The sequence below is a fragment of the Tardiphaga sp. 285_C5_N1_2 genome (assembly GCF_052076065.1).
In the GTDB taxonomy this organism is placed as follows: domain Bacteria; phylum Pseudomonadota; class Alphaproteobacteria; order Rhizobiales; family Xanthobacteraceae; genus Tardiphaga; species Tardiphaga robiniae.
In genome coordinates this window covers 4,843,471-4,863,190 of the sequence record NZ_CP197241.1, presented here as the reverse complement: position 1 = coordinate 4,863,190, position 19,720 = coordinate 4,843,471, and the positions used below count along the sequence as shown (strand labels likewise).

The window sequence follows — 19,720 nt, the reverse complement described above, 5'->3', positions numbered from 1 at the left end:
GGGAGAGATATGGAATACTCAGGCCGCACGCGTAAGGGCGGCGTGCCGGATAGGAGCCATGCAAGGATCCATCATCGGTACGGCCGGGTCTTGAATGTTTCGCAGGGGGACGTGAAGAAGGTGCGTGCTCGCAACTTCGGCGATGGTTATGCGCGTTTTTTAGGCTTCGCTTTTTGCTGCATGTAAGACCGGAGTACTGCGTTCATGCGACGCTGATAGCCTTCACCCTCGCTCTTGAAGAAATCCAGCACGTCTTCATCGACGCGGATGGAGATGGCTTTCTTCTTTGCGGGAATGACGAGAGTCCCTTTAGACCAGTCGATATCAATGGGAGCCGCGTCGGGATCATCCGCAACAGCCTTCGCGATGTCTTCATCGGTGAGCTTGTCGACACGGGCCCAGTCAGTCTTGCCCTTGCGACGATCGCCCCATTTCCTGCTTACGATATTCTCTTTCTTCATTTTTCCTTGCGCGCCGCGCTGAGATAATTCGGATGGTTTCCTCTCGCCATGGAAACACGACGACGATCAACCGATCTCCCAATTGACCCAGCGCAGTCCAGCGCTCCTCGTTATGTCGATCTGAGCGGCGAAGAATGATCGGCTCGAAAAAGATTTCGGTCGCATCATTGAAATCGATGCCATGCTTGAGGTGATTTACCTCGTTCTTTTCTTCATCCCAGTCGAACCCAGAAATAGATTCCCGGTCGAATTTCTCGGTCATCGGTTAGATTCCATACGTTATCGCCAGCATCGCTGCCCATCGTACGTTTCCTTCCCATGGATATTTTTGTTTGAGATTGTATATACACATATATATACGCATGTCAAGGCGCGCTTATATGCGCACCACTCGTACATCCACCTCGCGTTCCACATAGCTCCATTCTTCCGTCTCGCGCAGGCCGCCGACGAGATCCTCGAATTCCTGTGCGTGCTCCGGCGCGTATTCGAACCAGGTGAGGAAATCGAAGGGTTCGCCGAGGTCGCGCGAATGGTAGAGCTGGCGCGCGATGGCGGGCAGGTATTTCAGGCTGTCGGCGATGTGGCGGGATTTGTCCTCGAAAATCCGGCGCCGCTCATTCTGGGTCATGTCCCACCACGCCGCGTTCTTCCTGATCGGGATCAGTGCGCCATGGATCGCCTCAGCACGGCCGAGGCCGGCCTGTGCCGCAACCAGTGCGATCTTCTCCGTGCGCTCGACATAGCGGACATGGCTGGCGACGCCGGCGAGGCGCCACGATGTCTGCGACGGCAGCAGCGGCAGTGAGATGGCATCGGCATGGGTGATGGACAGCGCCGCAACGGGTTTCAGCGCCTCGCCCTTGACGGGCGAAATCGAGATCACCTGCCATGCACCGGTATTTCCGCCGCGGAATGTCGTGAACATGGGATATGTGATCGTGGAACCGGGGTGAGTTCAAGCAAATTGACACAAACTCGTCATTCCGGCGTCGCGCAGCGCCAGCTGTGAGCGAATCCGGAATCTCGTCATGTTCATCACCTCCCGGTGGATAGACATGATGAACATGTCGGGATTCCGGGTCTGCGCTCCGACCGGCTTTGCCGGCCTCGCGCATCCCGGAATGACAGTGATTGGCTCTAAGTCCCGGCCGTCCTGTGTATAATGGGGCGAAACCCGGCAGCGGGCTGCGATTTCTGGCCTTTGCCGCCGCGCGCCCTATATGCAGTACACCCCATGCGCTTCACGCCCCAATTCCTCGACGATCTGCGCGCCCGGCTTCCGGTTTCGGAAGTCGTGAGCAAGCGCGTCAAGTTGAAGAAGGCCGGGCGGGAGTGGAAGGGGCTGTCGCCGTTCCAGCAGGAGAAGTCGCCGTCGTTTTTCGTCAATGACGAGAAGGGATTTTACCACGACTTCTCCAGCGGCAAGCATGGCGACATCATCAATTTCGTGATGGAGACCGACGGCGCCAGTTTCGTCGAGGCGGTCGAGCGGCTGGCGCAGATGGCCGGCGTGGCGCTGCCGGCGGCGACGCCGGATGCCGCGCGCCATGAGCAGCGCCGCAAGACGCTGTATGACGTGATGGATCTCGCCGCGAAGTTCTTTGCGGAGACGCTGGTGGGGCGCGAAGGCGCGCGCGCACGCGGCTATCTCGCCGATCGCGGTATCACGCCCGCGGTGCAGCTCCAGTTCCGCATGGGCTTTGCATCCGAAGATCGCTTCGCGCTGAAGGAATATCTTGGCGCCGCCGGCGTACCCGTGCCCGACATGGTCGAAGCGGGTCTGCTGATCGGCGGCGAAGACATCCCCGTTCCCTATGATCGCTTTCGCGACCGCGTGATGTTTCCGATTTCGGATGTGCGCGGACGCATCATCGCCTTCGGCGGCCGCGCGCTGAAGAAGGATGCGCCGGCAAAATATCTGAACTCGCCGGAAACACCGCTATTTCACAAGGGCGACAATCTCTACAACCTGCCGATGGCGCGCAAGGCCGCCCATGACGGCGCGCCTTTGGTGGTGGTCGAAGGCTATGTCGACGTCATCGCCATGGTCGGCGTCGGCTTCCCCGGTGCGGTGGCGCCGCTCGGCACGGCGCTGACCGAGAACCAGCTGCAGCTGCTCTGGAAGATGGCCGACGAGCCGATCTTGTGTTTCGACGGCGACAAGGCCGGCCAGAAGGCGGCATGGCGCGCGGCGGAGCTGGCACTGCCGCATCTCAAGCCCGGCAAGAGTTTGCGCTTTGCGCTGCTGCCCGAAGGACAGGACCCCGACGACCTCGCGCGCTCCGGCGGCCGCGCCGCCATCGAGGACGTGATGGCGGCGGCGGGCACGCTGTCGGATCTGATCTGGGCACGCGAGATCGCCGGCGGCACATTCGCGACGCCGGAACGCCGTGCGGCGCTGGAGGCGCGCATCAACGAATTGTCGAACGGCATCCGCGATGATGTCGTGAAGAAATACTACCGCCAGGACATGACCGAGCGGCTGCAGCGCGCCTTCGGCACCGGCCCAAAAAACTACGGCGGTAACAACGGTGGCCGTGGCGGCTTCCAGCAGGGCGGCGGAGGCGGCGGTTTTGCGCGTTCTCCGCGTCCGTTTACCCCCGGTCCGGCCGGGCGAATCAGTGGCGGCGGGCGGGGCGGGGCCAATGCGGGACCCCAGACCATCCAGCGCGGGCCCTATCAGGTGGTCAGTCCACAGCTTGCGACGTCCTCGATCATGCGCGGCCAGCGCAGCGCCATTTCCCGGCGCGAGGCGCTGATCGTGCAGTCGCTGATCAACCATCCCTGGCTGCTGCATGACCGGCTGGAGGAGGTGGCGGCACTGGAACTCGCCCATCCCGAGATGCACCGGCTGCGTGCCGGGATCATCGCGGCCTTCGCCCATGAGCATCATCACGGCGATGAGGCCGAGCAAAGTGAACAAATGCGTTCAGATCTGGTTAAAGCCGGATATTCCGAGCAATTACAACACGTTGAGCAGGCGGTTACCACTCAGGCGGTGTGGGCGGCGCGGCCTGGTGCGGCCCGCGAGGATGTTCTTTCCACCTGGACGCAGCTCGTTGCCTTGCATCGCCAGTGGCACTCATTACTTAGGGAGCTTAAAGACGCGGAGCTTGCTCTGGGCGCAGAAGCGAGCGAAACGAACTACGGCTGGTTGCGCGATGTGAAGGCCCGGTTGGCTGAGGTCGACGGGATCGAGGCGCTGATCGAGGGGTTCGGAGAATCCTCGGGGCGGTTCCAGCGCAGTTCGTAAGGCAACTTTGCTGCGGATGGTGCCCGGGCAAACCGCGAAAAGACTCGCCAAACCCATGGTTTGGCTGCAAAAACAGGGTTAATCCGGGCTTAAGGCTCTCCACGTTAAGGGTCTGGGCTTAAGTAGTGAAAACCGCGAAGACGACGTCGGGGGTGGCGATGGATATGCGCCGCCCTTTGTGCGTCAAGCGGTGACGATGATTGGATCGGGGCGCTTGCGCCCCCTGGATTGATAGTGGGGCGGTGACGCCCCCGGCGTGAGCGCGTTTCAGGAGCATTGAATGGCCACCAAGGCAAAGACGCTGCAGACCAAGGACAAGGAAAAAGACGACAAGGCAGCTGACACGCCGGAGAAGGACTCCGCAGACGCGCCGTCACCTTTGCTCGACCTGTCCGACGCTGCCGTCAAGAAGATGATCAAGCAGGCCAAGAAGCGCGGCTTCGTGACCTTCGATCAGCTCAACGACGTCTTGCCATCCGATACCACCTCTCCTGAACAGATCGAAGACATCATGTCGATGCTCTCCGACATGGGCATCAACGTTTCCGAAAACGAAGACTCCGACGGCGAGGAAGAGAGCAAGGACGAGGACGACGATACCGACAACGAACTCGTCGAAGTCACGCAAAAGGCCGTCACCGAAGTCAAGAAGTCGGAGCCCGGCGAGCGCACCGACGATCCCGTCCGCATGTATCTGCGCGAGATGGGCACCGTCGAGCTGCTGTCGCGCGAAGGCGAAATCGCCATTGCGAAGCGCATCGAGGCCGGCCGCGAGGCGATGATCGCAGGTCTCTGCGAAAGCCCGCTGACCTTCCAGGCCATCATCATCTGGCGCGATGAACTCAACGAAGGAAAGATCTTCCTTCGCGACATCATCGATCTCGAAGCGACTTACGCTGGCCCCGACGCCAAGAACAACATGAACCCGGCGCTGATCGCACCGCCCACCGGCGATGGCGAAGCTGTGGCCGAGGGCGCCGAAGCCGTGGCTGCGCCGCCTGCTGCCCCGCCGTCCGCCACGCCGTTCCGTCCGGCGCCGCCGCGTTCGGCGCCTGCCGCGGCTCCCGCCGGCGAAAGCACGTCGGAAAGCGCTGCCGACGGCGACATGGACGACGACGAGTTCGAGAACCAGATGTCGCTCGCCGCCATCGAGGCCGAGCTGAAGCCGAAGGTGGTCGAGACCTTCGACAAGATCGCCGACAGCTACAAGAAGCTGCGCAAGCTGCAGGAACAGGACATCGCGAACCAGCTCGAGAGCGCCTCGCAGGGCCCCTCGCTGTCGCCGTCGCAGGAGCGCAAGTACAAGAAGCTCAAGGACGAGATCATCGTCGAGGTGAAGTCGCTGCGCCTCAACCAGGCGCGTATCGATTCACTCGTCGAGCAGCTCTACGACATCAACAAGCGCCTCGTCTCGTTCGAAGGCCGCCTGCTGCGCCTCGGCGACAGCCACGGCGTCGCGCGCGAGGACTTCCTGCGCAACTATCAGGGCTCGGAGCTCGATCCGCGCTGGCTCAACCGCGTCTCGAAACTCTCGGCCAAGGGCTGGAAGAACTTCGTCGCCATCGAGAAGGACCGCATCAAGGAACTGCGCGGCGAAATCCAGCAGCTCGCAGCCCTCACGGGTCTTGAGATCGGCGAATTCCGCAAGATCGTGCACGGCGTGCAGAAGGGCGAGCGCGAAGCCCGCCAGGCCAAGAAGGAGATGGTGGAAGCCAACCTCCGTCTCGTGATCTCGATCGCCAAGAAGTATACGAACCGCGGCCTGCAGTTCCTGGATCTGATCCAGGAAGGCAATATCGGCCTGATGAAGGCCGTCGATAAGTTCGAATATCGCCGCGGCTACAAGTTCTCGACCTATGCGACCTGGTGGATCCGGCAGGCGATCACGCGTTCGATCGCCGACCAGGCCCGCACCATCCGCATTCCCGTGCACATGATCGAGACGATCAACAAGATCGTGCGCACCTCGCGTCAGATGCTCAACGAGATCGGCCGCGAGCCGACCCCGGAAGAGCTCGCCGAAAAGCTCGGCATGCCGCTGGAGAAAGTGCGCAAGGTTCTGAAGATCGCCAAGGAGCCGCTGTCGCTCGAAACCCCCGTGGGTGACGAGGAAGACTCGCATCTCGGCGATTTCATCGAGGACAAGAACGCGATCCTGCCGATCGATGCGGCGATCCAGAGCAACCTGCGCGAAACCACCACGCGCGTTTTGGCCTCGCTCACCCCGCGCGAAGAGCGCGTGCTGCGCATGCGCTTCGGCATCGGCATGAACACCGACCACACGCTGGAAGAAGTCGGTCAGCAGTTCTCGGTGACCCGCGAACGTATCCGCCAGATCGAAGCCAAGGCGCTGCGCAAGCTGAAGCACCCGTCGCGGTCGCGCAAGCTGCGCTCGTTCCTGGATAACTAACGGTCGCTGTCGATCACTCGATCCTTCTGATGATGCCCGGCCTCGCGCCGGGCATTTTCGTATGTGCCTGCCGCGCTTTCACGCGCTCGTTGCCAGGGTACGTGGCTGCAAATATGTTCATGATTTGTTCTTTTCGTCAAGAGGCTTTGAGTCGCGCGTGTCCTCCACCCGTCGCGAGCGGACGGCGGATTACGTGTCGCCAATCGGTCCTGCGCGCGCTGGTTCGACGCCGCGGTTGTCCGGCGCGGTCTCTGTCGTGAGCCAGCCGGCCTCGCGCACCATGGCCACGGCCGAGCGGGAGACAGGGGCGGTGATCCCGTTGACGAGTTGCAGGCGCAGATTGCGGCCTTCGGTCACGGCGCACACAACGGCCTTCCGCGCGACCCACCATGACCGGTGCACCTGCAGACCGTCAGCGGTGCCGAGAGCCGTGATGGCCTGATTGAGCGTTGCCAGCACCAACCGGGAGTGGCCGGCGATATGGTGGACGCGGACATAGTGATCTTCCATCTGCAGGCAAAGCACCGCGAAGGGCGGCGCACCGAGCAGGCCGAAAGCCGTTGGCGGCGCGTCGTCGGCTTCCTTGGCCTGGTGCCGCTTGTGTCGTCGCGCCTGAAGCAACAGGGTGAAGCCGAGCACGACAGGCAGGGCGGTGATCAGTCCTTGCACATACCAGTCGAGCGGGCCCAGCCTTCTCAGGAACGGCCATATCGATACGCCGATCCACGCGGTCCAGATCTGAAATGGGACGGTCAGGATGGCGACGCCGAGGACGATCGCGGTCCACGTCATCCATGGCCTCAACTGGAATCGCAGCACCACGCGGATCAGGGACCCATACAGCAGGACTCCCGGCCAGAAGCAGGCAAGCTGAAACGCCACGCGCTGCCATGCCGGTCCATTCAGATAGCTGCCGAATGGTCCGATCACGCCGAGGAAGATGGCGCAGACGGTCGCGATCGCCAGGTCGACGGCCCAATCCCGCAGAAAATCACGTTGCCAAGCGTTGCTCATGACGTCTCATCGCAGCGGTTCGCCCACCGGCGAACCCGTTCGCCCATTGGCGAACAACGGCTGGCGCAGGGCGGCGCCGCTTGCAGAACTCGCGTGTCATCCCGATCCGCAGGAGGTTCCATGCGCAGCATCATCGCACAGGTTTTCGTCGCATTCATCGCTATCGCCGCCGCCAGCCAGGCCGACGCCGCGGTCGGCTTCCAGCATTTCAGCATCAGTGATCCACAAGGGCCACCCATCGAGGTCGGCGTTTGGTATCCCACCGGCGCTGCGCCGAAGCTGCAGGCGCTTGAGTCCGATCAACAGATGGTTGCCCGCGATGCGGCACTCGCGGGCGACCGCCTGCCGCTGGTGGTGATATCCCATGGTCACGGGGGCTCCTATGCCGGGCATCTCGACACCGCCATGGCCCTGGCCAATGCAGGTTTCGTCGCCGCCCTCACGCATAACGGCGATAGCTGGCGCGACCCGAGCAATCCCACCGCCATCTGGGAACGGCCGCGCCAATTCAAGCTGGTCACGGATTATATGCTGGACGCATGGGGTGACCATGCGCGTATCGATGCGACGCGCGTCGGCGCGTTCGGCTTCTCGGCCGGCGGATTCACCGTGCTCGCGGTGGCCGGTGGCGAGCCGGACCTGCGGACTCTCGGGGATCACTGCAGGGCGCATCCCGCTTTCGAAGATTGCCAGATCGTCGACCGGCACCCGCTTCCGCTGGATGCCACTATCGTCTGGGCCCACGATCCGCGCATCAAGGCGGTCGTCTCCGCGGCGCCCGCCCTTGGCTTTGCCTTCGGTCGCAAGGGCCTGGCGGCGGTCCGTCAGCCGGTCCAGCTTTGGCGGGCCGAGGACGACCAGGTCCTGCCACATCCCTATTATGCGGAGGCCGTCCGCCTCGCTTTGCCGACGTCGCCCGAGGCGCATGTCGTGGCGAATGCCGGGCACTACGATTTCTTGACGCCATGCTCCGCGCAACTGGCAACACGCGTGCCGGCGATCTGCACCAGCAGACCGGGGTTCGACCGCGCTGCATTTCATGAGCGCTTCGATCGCGACATCGTCGCGTTCTTTACACGGGCGCTGTAGTCGCGGCCTGGATTTGGTTAGCCCGACAGCTCTCTTGATCGAGATGGGCGCGCGCACCTGCGGTGCGCGTCGGCGGCCTCGGCCGCGTGCTGTCGATTGCAAAGGTCGGTCTGCCGAACTGGTTCCGGCACCGGGAACAAATCGGGCAGGTCCCGCTTGAGTCGGGATTGTGTCGCGTCGTGTGAGTTGGAGTATTGCCATGGCCCCGCGTGCCAATTGGAAGGGCTTTTTGCGCCTGTCCCTCGTGAGCTGTCCGGTCGCGCTATATCCCGCCACGTCGGATTCCGAGAAGATCAGCTTCAACCAGATCAACCGCAACACCGGCCATCGCATCAAATATCTGAAGGTCGATGCGGATACCGGCGAGGAGGTGGCGGCAGACGACATCATGAAGGGCTTCAAGGTCGATACCGATACCTATGTCGAGGTGTCGAAAGACGAACTCGACAACATTGCGCTGGACTCCACCCGGACCATCGAGATCGACGAATTTGTGCCGAAGGCCGATATCGACCCGCGCTACGCCATCCGTCCTTACTACCTCGTGCCCGACGGCAAGATCGGCCACGACGCCTATGCGGTGATCCGCGAGACCATCCGCGACATGGGCAAAGTGGCCATCGGCCGGCTCGTGCTCACCAATCGCGAGCACATCATCGCACTGGAGCCGCTGAAGAACGGGCTGATGGGCACGCTGCTGCGCTATCCCTATGAGGTGCGCGACGAGGCGGAGTATTTCGACGACATCCAGGACGTCAAGGTCACCAAGGACATGCTCGATCTGGCGCGGCATATCGTGGAGCAGAAGGCCGCCGAATTCGAGCCCGGCAAATTCGAGGACCGCTACGAGTCCGCGCTGGTCGATCTCGTCAACCAGAAGCGCAGCGGTGTCGCCCTCAAGCCGCATGGCAAGGCGCGGCCCGGCACCAATGTGGTCGATCTGATGACCGCCCTGCAGCAGAGCCTCAAGGGCGGCGGCGCCGCGCCGAAGCCGAAGGCGAAGAAGCCTCCGAAGCGCGCCACCGGCCAGAAGGAAATGCTGCTGCCGATCACCGGCAAGAAGGAGCCCGCGCCGGCGAAGAAGGCGGCGCGGCCGGTGGCCAAAGGGGTGACCAAGGGCAGGAGGGCGGGATGACGCGCGCCTGGACCCCGTCGCTGGTGCCGGATGCCGGCGAGCAGACCGTCTATCTCGTGCTGGATTGTTTCGACCGCGCCGGCTGCGCCTGGCGCGAGGCCGATGTCGCGGCGACCGATCTCGAGACCGTCATCGCCGACCTGATGTCCGGCCAGTACAACGATCCGCAGCGCGTGATCGCCTTCAACACGGCCGAGCGCTGGGCCGACGACGTGTCGGAAGACGTCGCCCGCGAGATCCGCCGCCGCGCCGACCGCAATTACGAGGACGTGACCTCGTCGCTCGACGACTTCGTCCTGCGCCACGCCGGTCGCGAGCAGCAGCTCACGTTCAGGCTGGCGTGACGCGTGGCGGCGGCGCTGAAGCACCCGTTGCGCAGCCGCAAGCTGCGAAGCTTCCTGGATAACTAACCGATTGCATCAGTCAGTCCTGACGCACAAGGCCCGGTCTCGCGCCGGGCATTTTCGTGTGTATTTCTCCCGCACCGGCCGTGCTGCTCCCTCTCCCGCTCTTGCGAGGAGGGTCGAGGTGGGGTCACCACAAACACCGGCGCGCCCTCCCTCCCCGCAAGTGCGGGAGAGGGTACACTTGCGGAGATCACAAAAGATGGTGGCACGGTGTTGGCTACCGAGCCCATCCCGGTGGTAGCGTCGTTCTGAACTGTCTCGTCGCTGTTGAACGAAATAGACGTTCATCTCGCATTCAGCCGCGGGACGTATTATGCTTACTCCATTAGTCCTGCAGAGGAGGCCGACGTGTCACGCTTTCAGAGACTTTATGCGGTGATGTTCACCCTGACCGTCACCGGCGCGTTGCTGATGTCCACGGTGGTCTTCGCCGTCAACGATCCCAAGTAACTACTGCGAGTCGCCACCCCAGGTCACGCTGCCGCGCGTGCCGAACCCGCCGTTACGGCGTGACCTCACGCTCCGAAAACTCTTTCAGCTGGCTGCGGGTTGCGAGTAGCGTCTCATAGGTCTCCAGCGTGCGGTCGGTGGCGATGCGCTCTTGGATCGTGCCCTTGCGCCGCTTTTCGGTAGCAGCGATCACGGCCGGATCGATCAGCTGGAAGCCCAGCCCCAATAGCAGCTCGGCGGTGCGGATGCGGTCGCGGATCTGGTCGGCCGAATTCACGGCTGACGTATTGTCGATCATGTTCATTTCGCTGCGGACATAGCGCTCGATATGTTCGGCGCGGGTGAGCAATTGCGCGGTCTTGATGCAACGCAGGTTGCGCTTCATCAGGCCGTCGATCTGGTTGCGGATGATGGTGGCGGACCGCACCCGGGCCACCGGATGCTTGAGGGCATGATCCACATAGTCCTTCTGCGCCGACAGATACGTATCGTAGATGGTACGCAGTTGCTCCTGCTCCTGCGAACTGGGTTCGCGCCCCGGATTCTGGTCGTCTATCTGCGGCAGGGGTGGAAAGGTGCAGATGCCCTCGTCGCCCGAATATGACGCGCCGAGCAGCCCCACGCTCCAGGTGTAGTCGCTGTTGCGCTGCGCCAGCATCGAGATTCCCTCGAAGGCCTGGATGCCGTCGATGATCGATTTCAGGTTTTCGATATGATACAACCGCAGCCAGCTCGACGCGGCGGCACCGCGCTGCCGGATCCATTCGTCGACGAAGCCGCTCTGGGTAAGTCGCGCGCGCAGCAGATACCATCGTTCGGCCACGGTCTTTGGCTCGGCATGGCGGATGATCCACCCATCCATGGCAATGGCGGCGCCCTGATAGTATTCGAGCGCCGCCATCACGCTGGCATAGGCCATCGTGGCATAGGGCAGTTTGTCGGTCGAGTTCTGGAAGCTTTCGATCGATGCTGGGCTCAGCGCGGCGTCGCGATCCGTCGGCAACATATTGGCGATCCTGTTGCATGAGACGCGGGAATCTTCCGTCTTCAGGTCTTGCAGCCGCGCCGTGGCGTAGCCTTTCAGCTTGAAGATCAGTCCCGCCAACTCGGTCTTGATGTCTGCGGCGGGCTTCTTGCTCTGCATGGCGAGGTCCTGCATCACTTGGCTCAAGGGCGACAGCACCTCATCGATGAACGTGTCGTCGCCGTTCGATTGCGAGATCCCCGACAGGCACGATCCGATCGGACTGAGGATTTTCTCCGCCAGCGGCCATGCCTGCACCATGGTAGGGTCGAGCTCTTTCTCGTAGCGCGCCAGGATGTGAATGAAGGCGACGTCGCGTTTGATATTGGGGCGGTCGTCGGAGCCGATGTCATAGAGCTTCTGCAGCCCGGTCGACCCGCCGACCCGGCCGTCGGTGTTGCGGAAGGCGCCACCGGGCTGTTCGGCGGACACCCGCGTCGAGCGCGGAGTCAAGCCGGAAAACGAAATCTCGGTTGTCGTACCCAGCGACACCTTGCTGATCCGCTGCGCCGCCGAGCGTAGAAACTCCTCGCCGCCGATGCCGAGCAGCAGCAGTGCGAAGATCAGCACGATTTCCAGTCGGTCGCCGGGCTGGAACTGGTAGTTCGGTTGTTTCCAGATCCGGGTCAGCAAATTGCCCAGCAGCATCCCGACCAGAAACCCGAATACTGCCGAGCCCATAGGCCGGCTGGTCAGCACATCGCCGATCCAGAACGCAAAGCCCTGGGGCGGATGGGCATCTTTGGTAATCATCACCGTCGCGAGCGCGACGAGCCCGACGATGGCGGCGACCACGACGGTCACTTTGGTGGCGAGGTAGGCCTCGTTGCTGATGATAACCTTGATGGCGCGGCCGAATTTCAACACCCTCGAGTTCTGCGCCGGTTGGATCGCGGAGATGATCCAGTGGCACAGCAAGCCGAACACCAGTGACACCAAGAACAGCGACATCGGCCCCTCCCAGACATCAAAACTCGCCTTAATTGTATATTTTATTAGAGCAACTGATAGTATTTTCTGCGTGGTCGCGCCCGCACCGGCCCTCGGTGCTTCCTCTCCGGCACTTGAGGGTAGGGGGGGGCGCCACCCACGCAGTCGCCCGCGTTGATAACCGCTCACACCACCCTTTGATTGCACCCGTTCCCGCGCTAGCGTCGGGCATTGCCCGATCAATTATCTTGAAGCACATTTTCATCCGAGGACATTGCCATGACGTCGCTCGCCCCGATGCTGCTCAGTCAGCGCGTTGCCCAGGTCTGCCTGTTTCTGGTGGGCGCCATCGCCATCTTCGGCGGCTCGCTGCAGATGTATATGGGCCAGCCCGAGTCCGCGCCGCGGCTCGACAATGTGCATCGCTTCATGGGCGGCATCTATCTGATGTCGGGCGTCATGGGCCTGTGGGCGGCATCGACCATCCGCGAACACAACACGCTGGTTGTCCTGATGGCGGCGACGGTGTTCGTCGGCGGCCTCGGCCGCGTGCTGTCGATTGCGAAGGTCGGCCTGCCCGAACCGCACGCGCTGTGGATCACCTATCTCGTGCCGGAGCTGGCGCTCCCGTGGATCATCATCGCGGCGCAAGTGATGACGAACAGGCAGATGGCGGGTGGGGCGGGGTAGCGACGCGTAACCCGCCAAACGCCTATCGAAAGTTGACGCAACATGCTGCTATTCCGCTTCACACGCGAATCTTGCCGGCAGCATGACCATGACGATGCAACGTGAACCGAACATCGTGAGGGGCGTGAAAGCCTTTGAAAGTCTTTTTGGCTGCCTCGGGGTAGCGGTGTTTGCGGTGCTGTTCTTTTCAGCGACCTACGCGATCTGGCATGTCGTGGTGCTGGATCACAGGAAGCGTGTCCCCGCATATCTGCAAGTGTCGAAAGTCCTTTACGTCAAGGAGGAGAGTTGGGGCTTCGGTCCCGGCGGGAACGAGACAGGTCTCCTCGTCTACGAACTGCCGGCTGATGTCGCTGCGGCGATTGGCGGCAAGGGGCTGTCGTTCCTCACCGACAATGACAATGCCCTGAAAGCGCGCCAGCAATTGGTTCCGAATTTCGAGTGGTACGCGACGCCTGTGGCGCCTGATTTCGGATGGAAAGGCGACGGTCATACGCCGCCCTCGATCAGTTTGTTTCTCAACAGGTATGGTTTTGGCCTGGATTTCGATCAACGCTTCATCGCGATGGCCGATCAAGCCAAGAACGCATCTGGAAACTTCTATAGCTATGGCTCCGGCGGCCGATTGCTGATCGTGTCGCCTGCGCTTCGTAGAGTCATCTTCGCTTATTCAGGGTGACGGCGGCTCGGCCGCGTGCGCCGGCCTGCCCGAACCGCATGCGCTGTGGATCACCTATCTCGTGCCGGAGCTGGTGATCCCGTGGATCATCATCGCGGCGCAGGTGATGACGAACAGGCAGATGGCGGGCGGGGCAGGGTGAAGGCGTCCTGCCACTGCATTCCAGACGCAGCAACTAGCAAAAGATATATACTTCCAGTTTTCGACTCCATCTTCTCCTAAGGTATTTCTATCTGTTCTCGAATGCTCTAATTCACCACAAATGATTTCCCCGCGGGAGGCTAAAAAATTGCCAAGCTCACGTCGCAACCGCAATAAATCATCAAGCGAAGTCTATGAAGAGACTGTTGCACAAGTTGAATCAGCTCGCCGGCGCAAAGCTTCATCGCTATGGCTGGGGAAGGGTCGACGAGCGTTGGAGCGTATGCCCCCGCTATTTGATTTGCCACATCTTCGGGAGCTTATTCTAGACGGTACGAGCATTTCAGACATTGGACCAATGGCGACCCTATCCGACCTTACGTCGCTATTATGCGACGGCGTTCCAGTATCTGATTTCAGTCCGCTTTCTGAGCTTCGTAAGCTTCAGGAACTGCATATCAACAATACAAGTATTTCGGATTGGCGCCCGTTAAAAAATCTCAAGAAACTTAGAGTTCTGCGGGCTGTCTCGACGCCGGTTGGGGATCTGTCGCCCCTTGAAGAGTTGCGCGATCTGCGTGATCTGCAGCTAGGCGGGCCGAACATATTCAGTATCAAAGCGATCTCTCGTCTGGAGAATCTCGAATCACTTTGGTTTGACAATTGCCAAATCTTGGATTGGTCACCGATAGCCAGTCTGCAGCGATTGGAAGCGCTTAGCATAGACACTAGTGCGAGCTCTATTGATCTAGGTGTTATGGGGAATCTGAAGAAATTGGAGCGTCTCCAGATAACTAGCGCGGCAGAAGTTGATTTGTCCCAGCTTGCTCGCTTGGAGAAGTTGAAAGAAATCGTAGTTACTAGTTCTCCAGTCGTGCTTCCGAGATCATTCTCTGAATTCAAAAATTTGAAACTGCTAAGCTTATATGGAACGAATGTTTCGAGCGTTGAGTCCCTGAGATTTTGTAAGAATCTTCAAACGTTGATTCTGCGGCACACGTTAGTGTCCGATATTTCTCCGATCGCAGGCCTCTCAAAAATTGAGGACCTTGGATTGGACGGCTCGCAAATTGTCGATATGTCATCGATTTCGGGTATGACTTCGCTGTTGGCTGGCGGGAATCGTCACCAATATGAGGGGGTGTCTTTTCGGGGATGTCCGCTGGTCGACTCGCATCTGCTGGGCTTGGCAGATTTACCGAATCCCCGGCGCACCAAAGAGACATTAAACTACTTAAGAGAGAAGCAGGGGCTTCCACAAATTTCTGATGTCGAAACGTCTGACAATCTTAGTGCGCCAGATTGGCGGACTAGAGCTTCGACATTGATACAAAGTCCGCTCGGAGTGCATTTTGAAGAGTTGGATGATTATTTTGAAATATCAACTTCCGGCCAAAAGTCTGACGAAGAGGCGGCCGCAGATCGCATTACAAGGCAGCTTCACGAACAGATAAAAAGGAAATCTAAAGAGCTGATATCTCGTTCATCTCGACTGGCGAACACGTCTGAGTGGCAATCGTTGTCTGAGGTTTCTTTACGATTTGATGGGTTGATTCAAGCCGATACCGATTTCGTCGCTGAAAATGTTGCTTTGGTTTGGGCTGAGATAGTTTCGCTTGGCAGTTTTGTGGAGCAAGATGATAGCTTGCGCTCGTCGCCAGAATCTTTTGCGTCTCCGCTTGATGCGGATGTTCGTCGTCCGCTTGTCGATTTGCTTCAAACGGCTGGCCCATGGATAAGGCGTTTTCCATCTGCCCGCAGTTTGGACGAAGATCATGCCGCTTTCCATACTCCGCGTCATGCAGTTGAGCCAGCTCGTGAATTGATCAATGCAGCAGATGAGGGAGCCGTTATTGATGTGGATGACGCGCAATTACTTCAGGATGCGCTTAGGTCAAATCAAACTAGTGGAGTTCAATCCCTAAAGGCTCGAAGTTGGGGTATTTTGTCTGTTAGGAATCTTGTCGTTGGTGCTATGGGGGTGGCGGCGGCTGGCATCAGTGCGGGGGCTTTCAAGGAAATAGGCGGACAGTTTGCGAAGAACTCCGTTCTCGCGGAGAAAAGCGTGCGGCTTCTTCTTACAAGTGAAGAGGCTCTTATGCGGTTTTTGGAGGGTATGCCCGCAGACATACGGGTCACGGTTCGTGCGCTCATTGATGACATGAGGCAACAAGGCTCAGGTTCGCAATTCCCTATACCCACCTCGCCAAAGACGCAGCCTAGGTCTGACAAACGGCGAAATCGTAACCGCGAGTAGGTGCCGCATATCCCCCCCCCGAGCAGCGTAGCTGCGCAGTGGGAGGGGCGGCCGAGCGATGACGAACCGAGGCTGCGTTCGAAGTGGAGGCCTGGATATTTCCGCAAGGGAGAGTGCCACGTGTCGCAGCAAACCCACCCGTCCGGCCATCGGCCGTTCGCCCTCACACGCAAGGGCTCAGGTAAATGGAATACTACTTCTTCTTCGCGCCCACGCGCTCGACGCTCTTGATCTCCAGCGCCGGACGGCCGGACTTTTCGGCGATCTCGCGGTCCTGCTCGGCGATGGCGGCCTTGGCCGGCTCATCGCCGTCGAGTCCCCCCAGCAGCTCGGAGGGGACGCGGCGGTTGGAGCGCTGCGAGCCGTCTTCATAGAAGACGTTGAAGAAGGCGAATTCGCCTTTGGGATTGGTACCGGGTTTCTTGGCCATGGCGGTTAAGTGGGGGATGGCGCAGGCGAAGTCAAAGCCTTAGCGCGCAAAGCGTGCATGCATCTGTGGGCAAAAGCGGGCAGTGGTTACCGGCGGGACGCGCCGCCCAGCCTGCGACCAAAAGTTCACGATTTGTTCTTGACGTTTCGGGAGTGAGGATTATTATCCCCTCCGTCCTGCCCCACCGAGAGGGGCGATCGCGATCGTCACGTTCGCGGGGTGGGATGCGGTGGACGCCGGAGATGCGGCGTCACGCGGTTCATGGGGTAACGTCTGTCTTCGGGCAGGACGGATCTGCGCCAGCACTGCCACTGGCAAGGAGACGGCCGATCTCCGGATGGAAAGAATCCTGGACAGTGTGACGGACGACCAAGTCAAAACGCGTTCGGCCCAGTCGCTTGAGGCTCCCTTCCCATCGCCTTGGGACTTTAATTCGCGATCGGAGCGTTCGTCGAGGCAAAGTGCAAGCAACCGAAAAAACACCGCAGGCGGAACGTCGGGCACTTGCCTGACGCCTCCGAAAGTCCTGATGCACACTAACCTGCGGAAGACCGCATTCGCATCAGGCCCAAGGGTGCAACGGGCACCCGGCGTTCCGCACGCCCTCTCACAAGGGGGCGGGAATGCGAAACACGACGGCGCCCCCGCGCCGCAAACAACAGGGGTGATGACGCATGTCTGAAGAACAGTGGCTGTTTGACATTCACATCAGCAACGACGCACAGGCGTCAGAGGAATCCCTCCCTCAAGCAGCGAAGCTGCGCAGTGGGGTCCGGCGGACGAATTCGTCCGCCTTAGTCGGGCGAACGAGGCGATGCGAAGCATCGACGAAGTGGAGGCCGGGGTGGGGTGTCTCCGCGAACTCAACGCGTGCGGCACCACCCCCACCCGACCGGCCAAGCGGCCGGCCACCCTCCCCACGCAAGCGCGGGGGAGGGAGAAGAAGGAGGCGCCGTTGTTCGGACACACCGGTCATGCCACACTCCGGTATCGCCAACCCAACAGGTTTTTCATGACCAATCGTATCACCGCCATTGCCATTGCCGCTGTGTCCTTCGTCGCGGTTGCGCTGACGGCCACATCCTCGCAGGCCGCCAAATGCGGCGGCGACTTCCAGACCTTCATCGCGGCCATGTCGCAGGAGGCCGCCGCCGCCGGCGTGTCGCAGGGCGTGATCTCGCAGGCCTTTGCCGGCGTGACGCAGGACCCCGCGGTGCTGTCGTTCGATCGCCGCCAACGCGGCACCTTCAACAAGAGTTTCGAGCAATATGTCTCGACCCGCGTCGGCCAGGGCCGCATCTCGATGGGCCTGCAGATGATGCAGCGTCACGCCTCGCTGCTGTCGCGCATCGAGCAACGCTTCGGCGTGCCGCCTGAAATCGTGGTGGCGATCTGGGGCCTGGAGTCGGATTTCGGCAAGGGCGATATCGGCAAGATGCCGGTGATCCGCACGCTCTCCACCATGGCGCATGACTGCCGCCGCACCGAGCTGTTTCAGGGCGAGCTGATCGCGGCGCTGAAGATCCTGCAGCGCGGCGACCTGCCGCAGCGCGACCTGATCGGCGCCTATGCCGGCGAGCTCGGCCAGACGCAATTCCTGCCGTCGAGCTACATCAAATACGGCGTCGATTTCGACGGCAACGGCCATGTCGATCTCAGGCATTCGGTGCCGGACGTGCTGGCCTCGACCGCGAACCTCTTGAAGACCGCAGGCTTCAAGGGCGGCCAACCCTACGGCGAGGGCACGGCGAATTTCGAGGCGATGCGCGAGTGGAACAGGGCCACGATCTATCGCAAGACCATCGGCTATTTCGCCGATCGCCTCGCGGCCGGCCGATAGGCGAGGGGACGATAGGGAGAGGGCGCGCGGTTTTAAACTTTTGTTAAGCCGCGCGGCCGCCGGGCGAACTTGGGGAACCCCGATGGTGAAAGTCGGATTAACTCATTCCCTTTCACTCTTTCAAAACCACACTGGGGATTATCCGCCGCGAGTCAGATTCCGTTAAGCGTCGCCGACGCATTTTACCACCCGCTGGGAACGAGTGGTGAAAGTGATGGCGGGGATCGACAGCAGCGCGCAGAAGCGCGACGCACAACGTGGCGGGTGCCGCCGATGTTGAACGTCGGCACGCTGTTCACGGTGTTCACCGTCAACTTTTTGGCCCTCGGCGTGGTCTGGGCCTATGTGGCCACCAGCTATCCCAATCTGCACGCCGCGCGTTACTGGACAGCCGCCGCGTTCGCCGCGGCGCTCGGCAACAGCATCTCGGTGCTGCGCGGCGTCGGCGTCGATCCGCTGATCGCCATCGTGCTGGGCAACGGCCTGCTGCTGCTGGCCACCAGCCTCGCCGCCATCGGCATGAACCAGTTCTACGGCCGCCCGGCGGGCTGGCGCGCGCAAGCCGTCATCATCGCCACCAGCCTGGCCGGCCTGCTGCTGTTCACGCTGTGGCACGACAACATGACGATGCGCGTGCTGATCTATTCCGCCGGCCAGTCGGTCACCGTTGTCATGACCGTGCCGCTGTTGTTGTCGCGCAAGGATGGCGGCGGCAATGCCGGCGCCCGTCTCGCCGGCTGGCTCGCCATCACGCTCGTTGCTGCGCATGCGGTGCGCTCGGCCGCGGCGCTGGCGAATATCGGCGGCAATATGACCTTTGCCGATTTCAACAATCTCCAGGCCATGATGGTGCTGGTGCTGGTGTTCCTGGCGATGTCGTGGAATTTCGGATTCCTCCTGATGGCCATCGACCGCCTGCGCGGCGAAGTTGCCGAACTCGCACTGGTCGACGATCTCACCGGCGTCGCCAATCGTCGTCATCTGGTGCAGCGCCTCACTGAGGAATGCGCGCTGGCGCGCCGCACGCAAAAGCCGTTCGCGCTGCTGGCGATCGATCTCGACGGCTTCAAGGAAATCAATGACGGCCACGGCCATGCCGCCGGCGACGATTGCCTGCGACACTTCACGCTGATGACCCAGAGCAAGCTCCGCCCTGGCGACCTGCTCGCGCGTTCCGGCGGCGACGAGTTCAGCATCATCCTGCCGGCGACGACGCTACACGAAGCGGCAAACATCGCGCGCCGCATTCTGGAAGTGTGCCGCATCGACGCCGCGGGCTGTGCGCCCGGCGAGATTCCGATTGCGGCATCCATCGGCGTGGCGCAGTGGCACCCGCAGGTCGGGCAGTATCCGGAGCGACTGATCGCGGCGGCGGACCAGGCGCTCTATGCCGCCAAGAACGACGGCAAGAACCGCTTCGCCCTATGCGATCTCGAAGCGCCGTCGATGGTGCCGGCTCTCAACATGGACGAAGCGATCGACCGCGCCCGCAAGCTGGCCTGATCGC

The 19,720-nt window shown here is 61.2% G+C and carries 16 protein-coding genes; 10 read left to right on the top strand and 6 right to left on the bottom strand.

Annotated elements, in window-relative coordinates; all coding sequences use genetic code 11:
* Positions 1-146: 146 nt before the first annotated feature.
* From AB7951_RS23025 to AB7951_RS23015, 3 genes are all read right to left on the bottom strand, one after another.
* Positions 147-461: a BrnA antitoxin family protein gene (locus AB7951_RS23025; protein ID WP_439062232.1), complete on the bottom strand. Its 315-nt coding sequence runs from the start codon at positions 459-461 to the stop codon at positions 147-149.
* Complete coding sequence (locus tag AB7951_RS23020; protein ID WP_439062233.1) at positions 403-723, bottom strand: BrnT family toxin; 321 nt, start codon at positions 721-723, stop codon at positions 403-405. Before AB7951_RS23020 ends, AB7951_RS23025 begins: the two co-directional genes overlap by 59 nt.
* A gap of 114 nt (positions 724-837) precedes the next feature.
* Positions 838-1,389: a chlorite dismutase family protein gene (locus AB7951_RS23015; protein ID WP_439062234.1), complete on the bottom strand. Its 552-nt coding sequence runs from the start codon at positions 1,387-1,389 to the stop codon at positions 838-840.
* Between the two features lie 309 nt (positions 1,390-1,698).
* Here AB7951_RS23015 and dnaG point away from each other — a divergent pair, with 309 nt between their 5' ends.
* Complete coding sequence (dnaG, locus tag AB7951_RS23010) at positions 1,699-3,717, top strand: DNA primase (protein WP_439057223.1); 2,019 nt, start codon at positions 1,699-1,701, stop codon at positions 3,715-3,717.
* 280 nt (positions 3,718-3,997) lie between these two features.
* Complete coding sequence (gene rpoD / locus AB7951_RS23005) at positions 3,998-6,127, top strand: RNA polymerase sigma factor RpoD (protein WP_175368825.1); 2,130 nt, start codon at positions 3,998-4,000, stop codon at positions 6,125-6,127.
* A 189-nt stretch (positions 6,128-6,316) separates the two neighbouring features.
* On the opposite strand, the gene AB7951_RS23000 is transcribed toward rpoD, so the two are convergent.
* On the bottom strand, positions 6,317-7,141 hold the full coding sequence (locus AB7951_RS23000) for a LytTR family DNA-binding domain-containing protein (RefSeq protein ID WP_439062235.1): 825 nt from the start codon (positions 7,139-7,141) through the stop codon (positions 6,317-6,319).
* A gap of 120 nt (positions 7,142-7,261) precedes the next feature.
* On the opposite strand from AB7951_RS23000, the gene AB7951_RS22995 reads away from it, so the two are divergent.
* From AB7951_RS22995 to AB7951_RS22985, 3 genes are all read left to right on the top strand, one after another.
* Positions 7,262-8,230, top strand: a complete 969-nt coding sequence (locus tag AB7951_RS22995) for an alpha/beta hydrolase family protein (RefSeq protein ID WP_441256049.1) — start codon at positions 7,262-7,264, stop codon at positions 8,228-8,230.
* A 199-nt stretch (positions 8,231-8,429) separates the two neighbouring features.
* Positions 8,430-9,365, top strand: coding sequence for a non-homologous end joining protein Ku (locus AB7951_RS22990; protein ID WP_439062237.1), 936 nt, complete (start codon positions 8,430-8,432; stop codon positions 9,363-9,365).
* Positions 9,362-9,709: a hypothetical protein gene (locus tag AB7951_RS22985; protein WP_439062238.1), complete on the top strand. Its 348-nt coding sequence runs from the start codon at positions 9,362-9,364 to the stop codon at positions 9,707-9,709. The genes AB7951_RS22990 and AB7951_RS22985 overlap by 4 nt, the downstream gene beginning before the upstream one ends.
* Before the next feature lie 565 nt (positions 9,710-10,274).
* Here the strand turns inward: AB7951_RS22985 and AB7951_RS22980 are convergent.
* Complete coding sequence (locus tag AB7951_RS22980; protein WP_439062239.1) at positions 10,275-12,197, bottom strand: hypothetical protein; 1,923 nt, start codon at positions 12,195-12,197, stop codon at positions 10,275-10,277.
* A 258-nt stretch (positions 12,198-12,455) separates the two neighbouring features.
* Here AB7951_RS22980 and AB7951_RS22975 point away from each other — a divergent pair, with 258 nt between their 5' ends.
* From AB7951_RS22975 to AB7951_RS22965, 3 genes are all read left to right on the top strand, one after another.
* A complete protein-coding gene (locus AB7951_RS22975; protein ID WP_439062240.1) occupies positions 12,456-12,866 on the top strand; it encodes a DUF4345 domain-containing protein in 411 nt (136 codons plus the stop codon).
* Positions 12,867-12,954: 88 nt separating this feature from the next.
* On the top strand, positions 12,955-13,545 hold the full coding sequence (locus AB7951_RS22970) for a hypothetical protein (protein ID WP_439066632.1): 591 nt from the start codon (positions 12,955-12,957) through the stop codon (positions 13,543-13,545).
* A gap of 289 nt (positions 13,546-13,834) precedes the next feature.
* Positions 13,835-15,943, top strand: coding sequence for a leucine-rich repeat domain-containing protein (locus AB7951_RS22965; protein WP_439066631.1), 2,109 nt, complete (start codon positions 13,835-13,837; stop codon positions 15,941-15,943).
* 193 nt (positions 15,944-16,136) lie between these two features.
* Here the strand turns inward: AB7951_RS22965 and AB7951_RS22960 are convergent, their stop codons facing one another.
* Positions 16,137-16,373, bottom strand: a complete 237-nt coding sequence (locus AB7951_RS22960) for a hypothetical protein (protein WP_068733419.1) — start codon at positions 16,371-16,373, stop codon at positions 16,137-16,139.
* Between the two features lie 1,012 nt (positions 16,374-17,385).
* Between AB7951_RS22960 and AB7951_RS22955 the strand changes: the two genes are divergently transcribed.
* Both AB7951_RS22955 and AB7951_RS22950 read left to right on the top strand, forming a co-directional pair.
* Positions 17,386-18,213: a lytic murein transglycosylase gene (locus tag AB7951_RS22955; protein WP_439062242.1), complete on the top strand. Its 828-nt coding sequence runs from the start codon at positions 17,386-17,388 to the stop codon at positions 18,211-18,213.
* Positions 18,214-18,486: 273 nt separating this feature from the next.
* A complete protein-coding gene (locus AB7951_RS22950) occupies positions 18,487-19,716 on the top strand; it encodes a GGDEF domain-containing protein (protein WP_439062243.1) in 1,230 nt (409 codons plus the stop codon).
* The last annotated feature ends 4 nt before the right edge of the window (positions 19,717-19,720 follow it).

Bases quoted from the DNA above. Each gene is read 5' to 3' on its own strand.
- AB7951_RS22980 (WP_439062239.1), bottom strand. From the start codon at position 12,197: ATGTCGCTGTTCTTGGTGTCACTGGTGTTCGGCTTGCTGTGCCACTGG.
- AB7951_RS23000 (WP_439062235.1), bottom strand. From the start codon at position 7,141: ATGAGCAACGCTTGGCAACGTGATTTTCTGCGGGATTGGGCCGTCGAC.
- AB7951_RS22970 (WP_439066632.1), top strand. From the start codon at position 12,955: ATGACGATGCAACGTGAACCGAACATCGTGAGGGGCGTGAAAGCCTTT.
- dnaG (WP_439057223.1), top strand. From the start codon at position 1,699: ATGCGCTTCACGCCCCAATTCCTCGACGATCTGCGCGCCCGGCTTCCG.
- AB7951_RS23020 (WP_439062233.1), bottom strand. From the start codon at position 723: ATGACCGAGAAATTCGACCGGGAATCTATTTCTGGGTTCGACTGGGAT.
- rpoD (WP_175368825.1), top strand. From the start codon at position 3,998: ATGGCCACCAAGGCAAAGACGCTGCAGACCAAGGACAAGGAAAAAGAC.
- AB7951_RS22985 (WP_439062238.1), top strand. From the start codon at position 9,362: ATGACGCGCGCCTGGACCCCGTCGCTGGTGCCGGATGCCGGCGAGCAG.
- AB7951_RS22995 (WP_441256049.1), top strand. From the start codon at position 7,262: ATGCGCAGCATCATCGCACAGGTTTTCGTCGCATTCATCGCTATCGCC.
- AB7951_RS22955 (WP_439062242.1), top strand. From the start codon at position 17,386: ATGACCAATCGTATCACCGCCATTGCCATTGCCGCTGTGTCCTTCGTC.
- AB7951_RS23025 (WP_439062232.1), bottom strand. From the start codon at position 461: ATGAAGAAAGAGAATATCGTAAGCAGGAAATGGGGCGATCGTCGCAAG.
- AB7951_RS22975 (WP_439062240.1), top strand. From the start codon at position 12,456: ATGACGTCGCTCGCCCCGATGCTGCTCAGTCAGCGCGTTGCCCAGGTC.
- AB7951_RS22990 (WP_439062237.1), top strand. From the start codon at position 8,430: ATGGCCCCGCGTGCCAATTGGAAGGGCTTTTTGCGCCTGTCCCTCGTG.
- AB7951_RS22960 (WP_068733419.1), bottom strand. From the start codon at position 16,373: ATGGCCAAGAAACCCGGTACCAATCCCAAAGGCGAATTCGCCTTCTTC.
- AB7951_RS23015 (WP_439062234.1), bottom strand. From the start codon at position 1,389: ATGTTCACGACATTCCGCGGCGGAAATACCGGTGCATGGCAGGTGATC.
- AB7951_RS22950 (WP_439062243.1), top strand. From the start codon at position 18,487: ATGTTGAACGTCGGCACGCTGTTCACGGTGTTCACCGTCAACTTTTTG.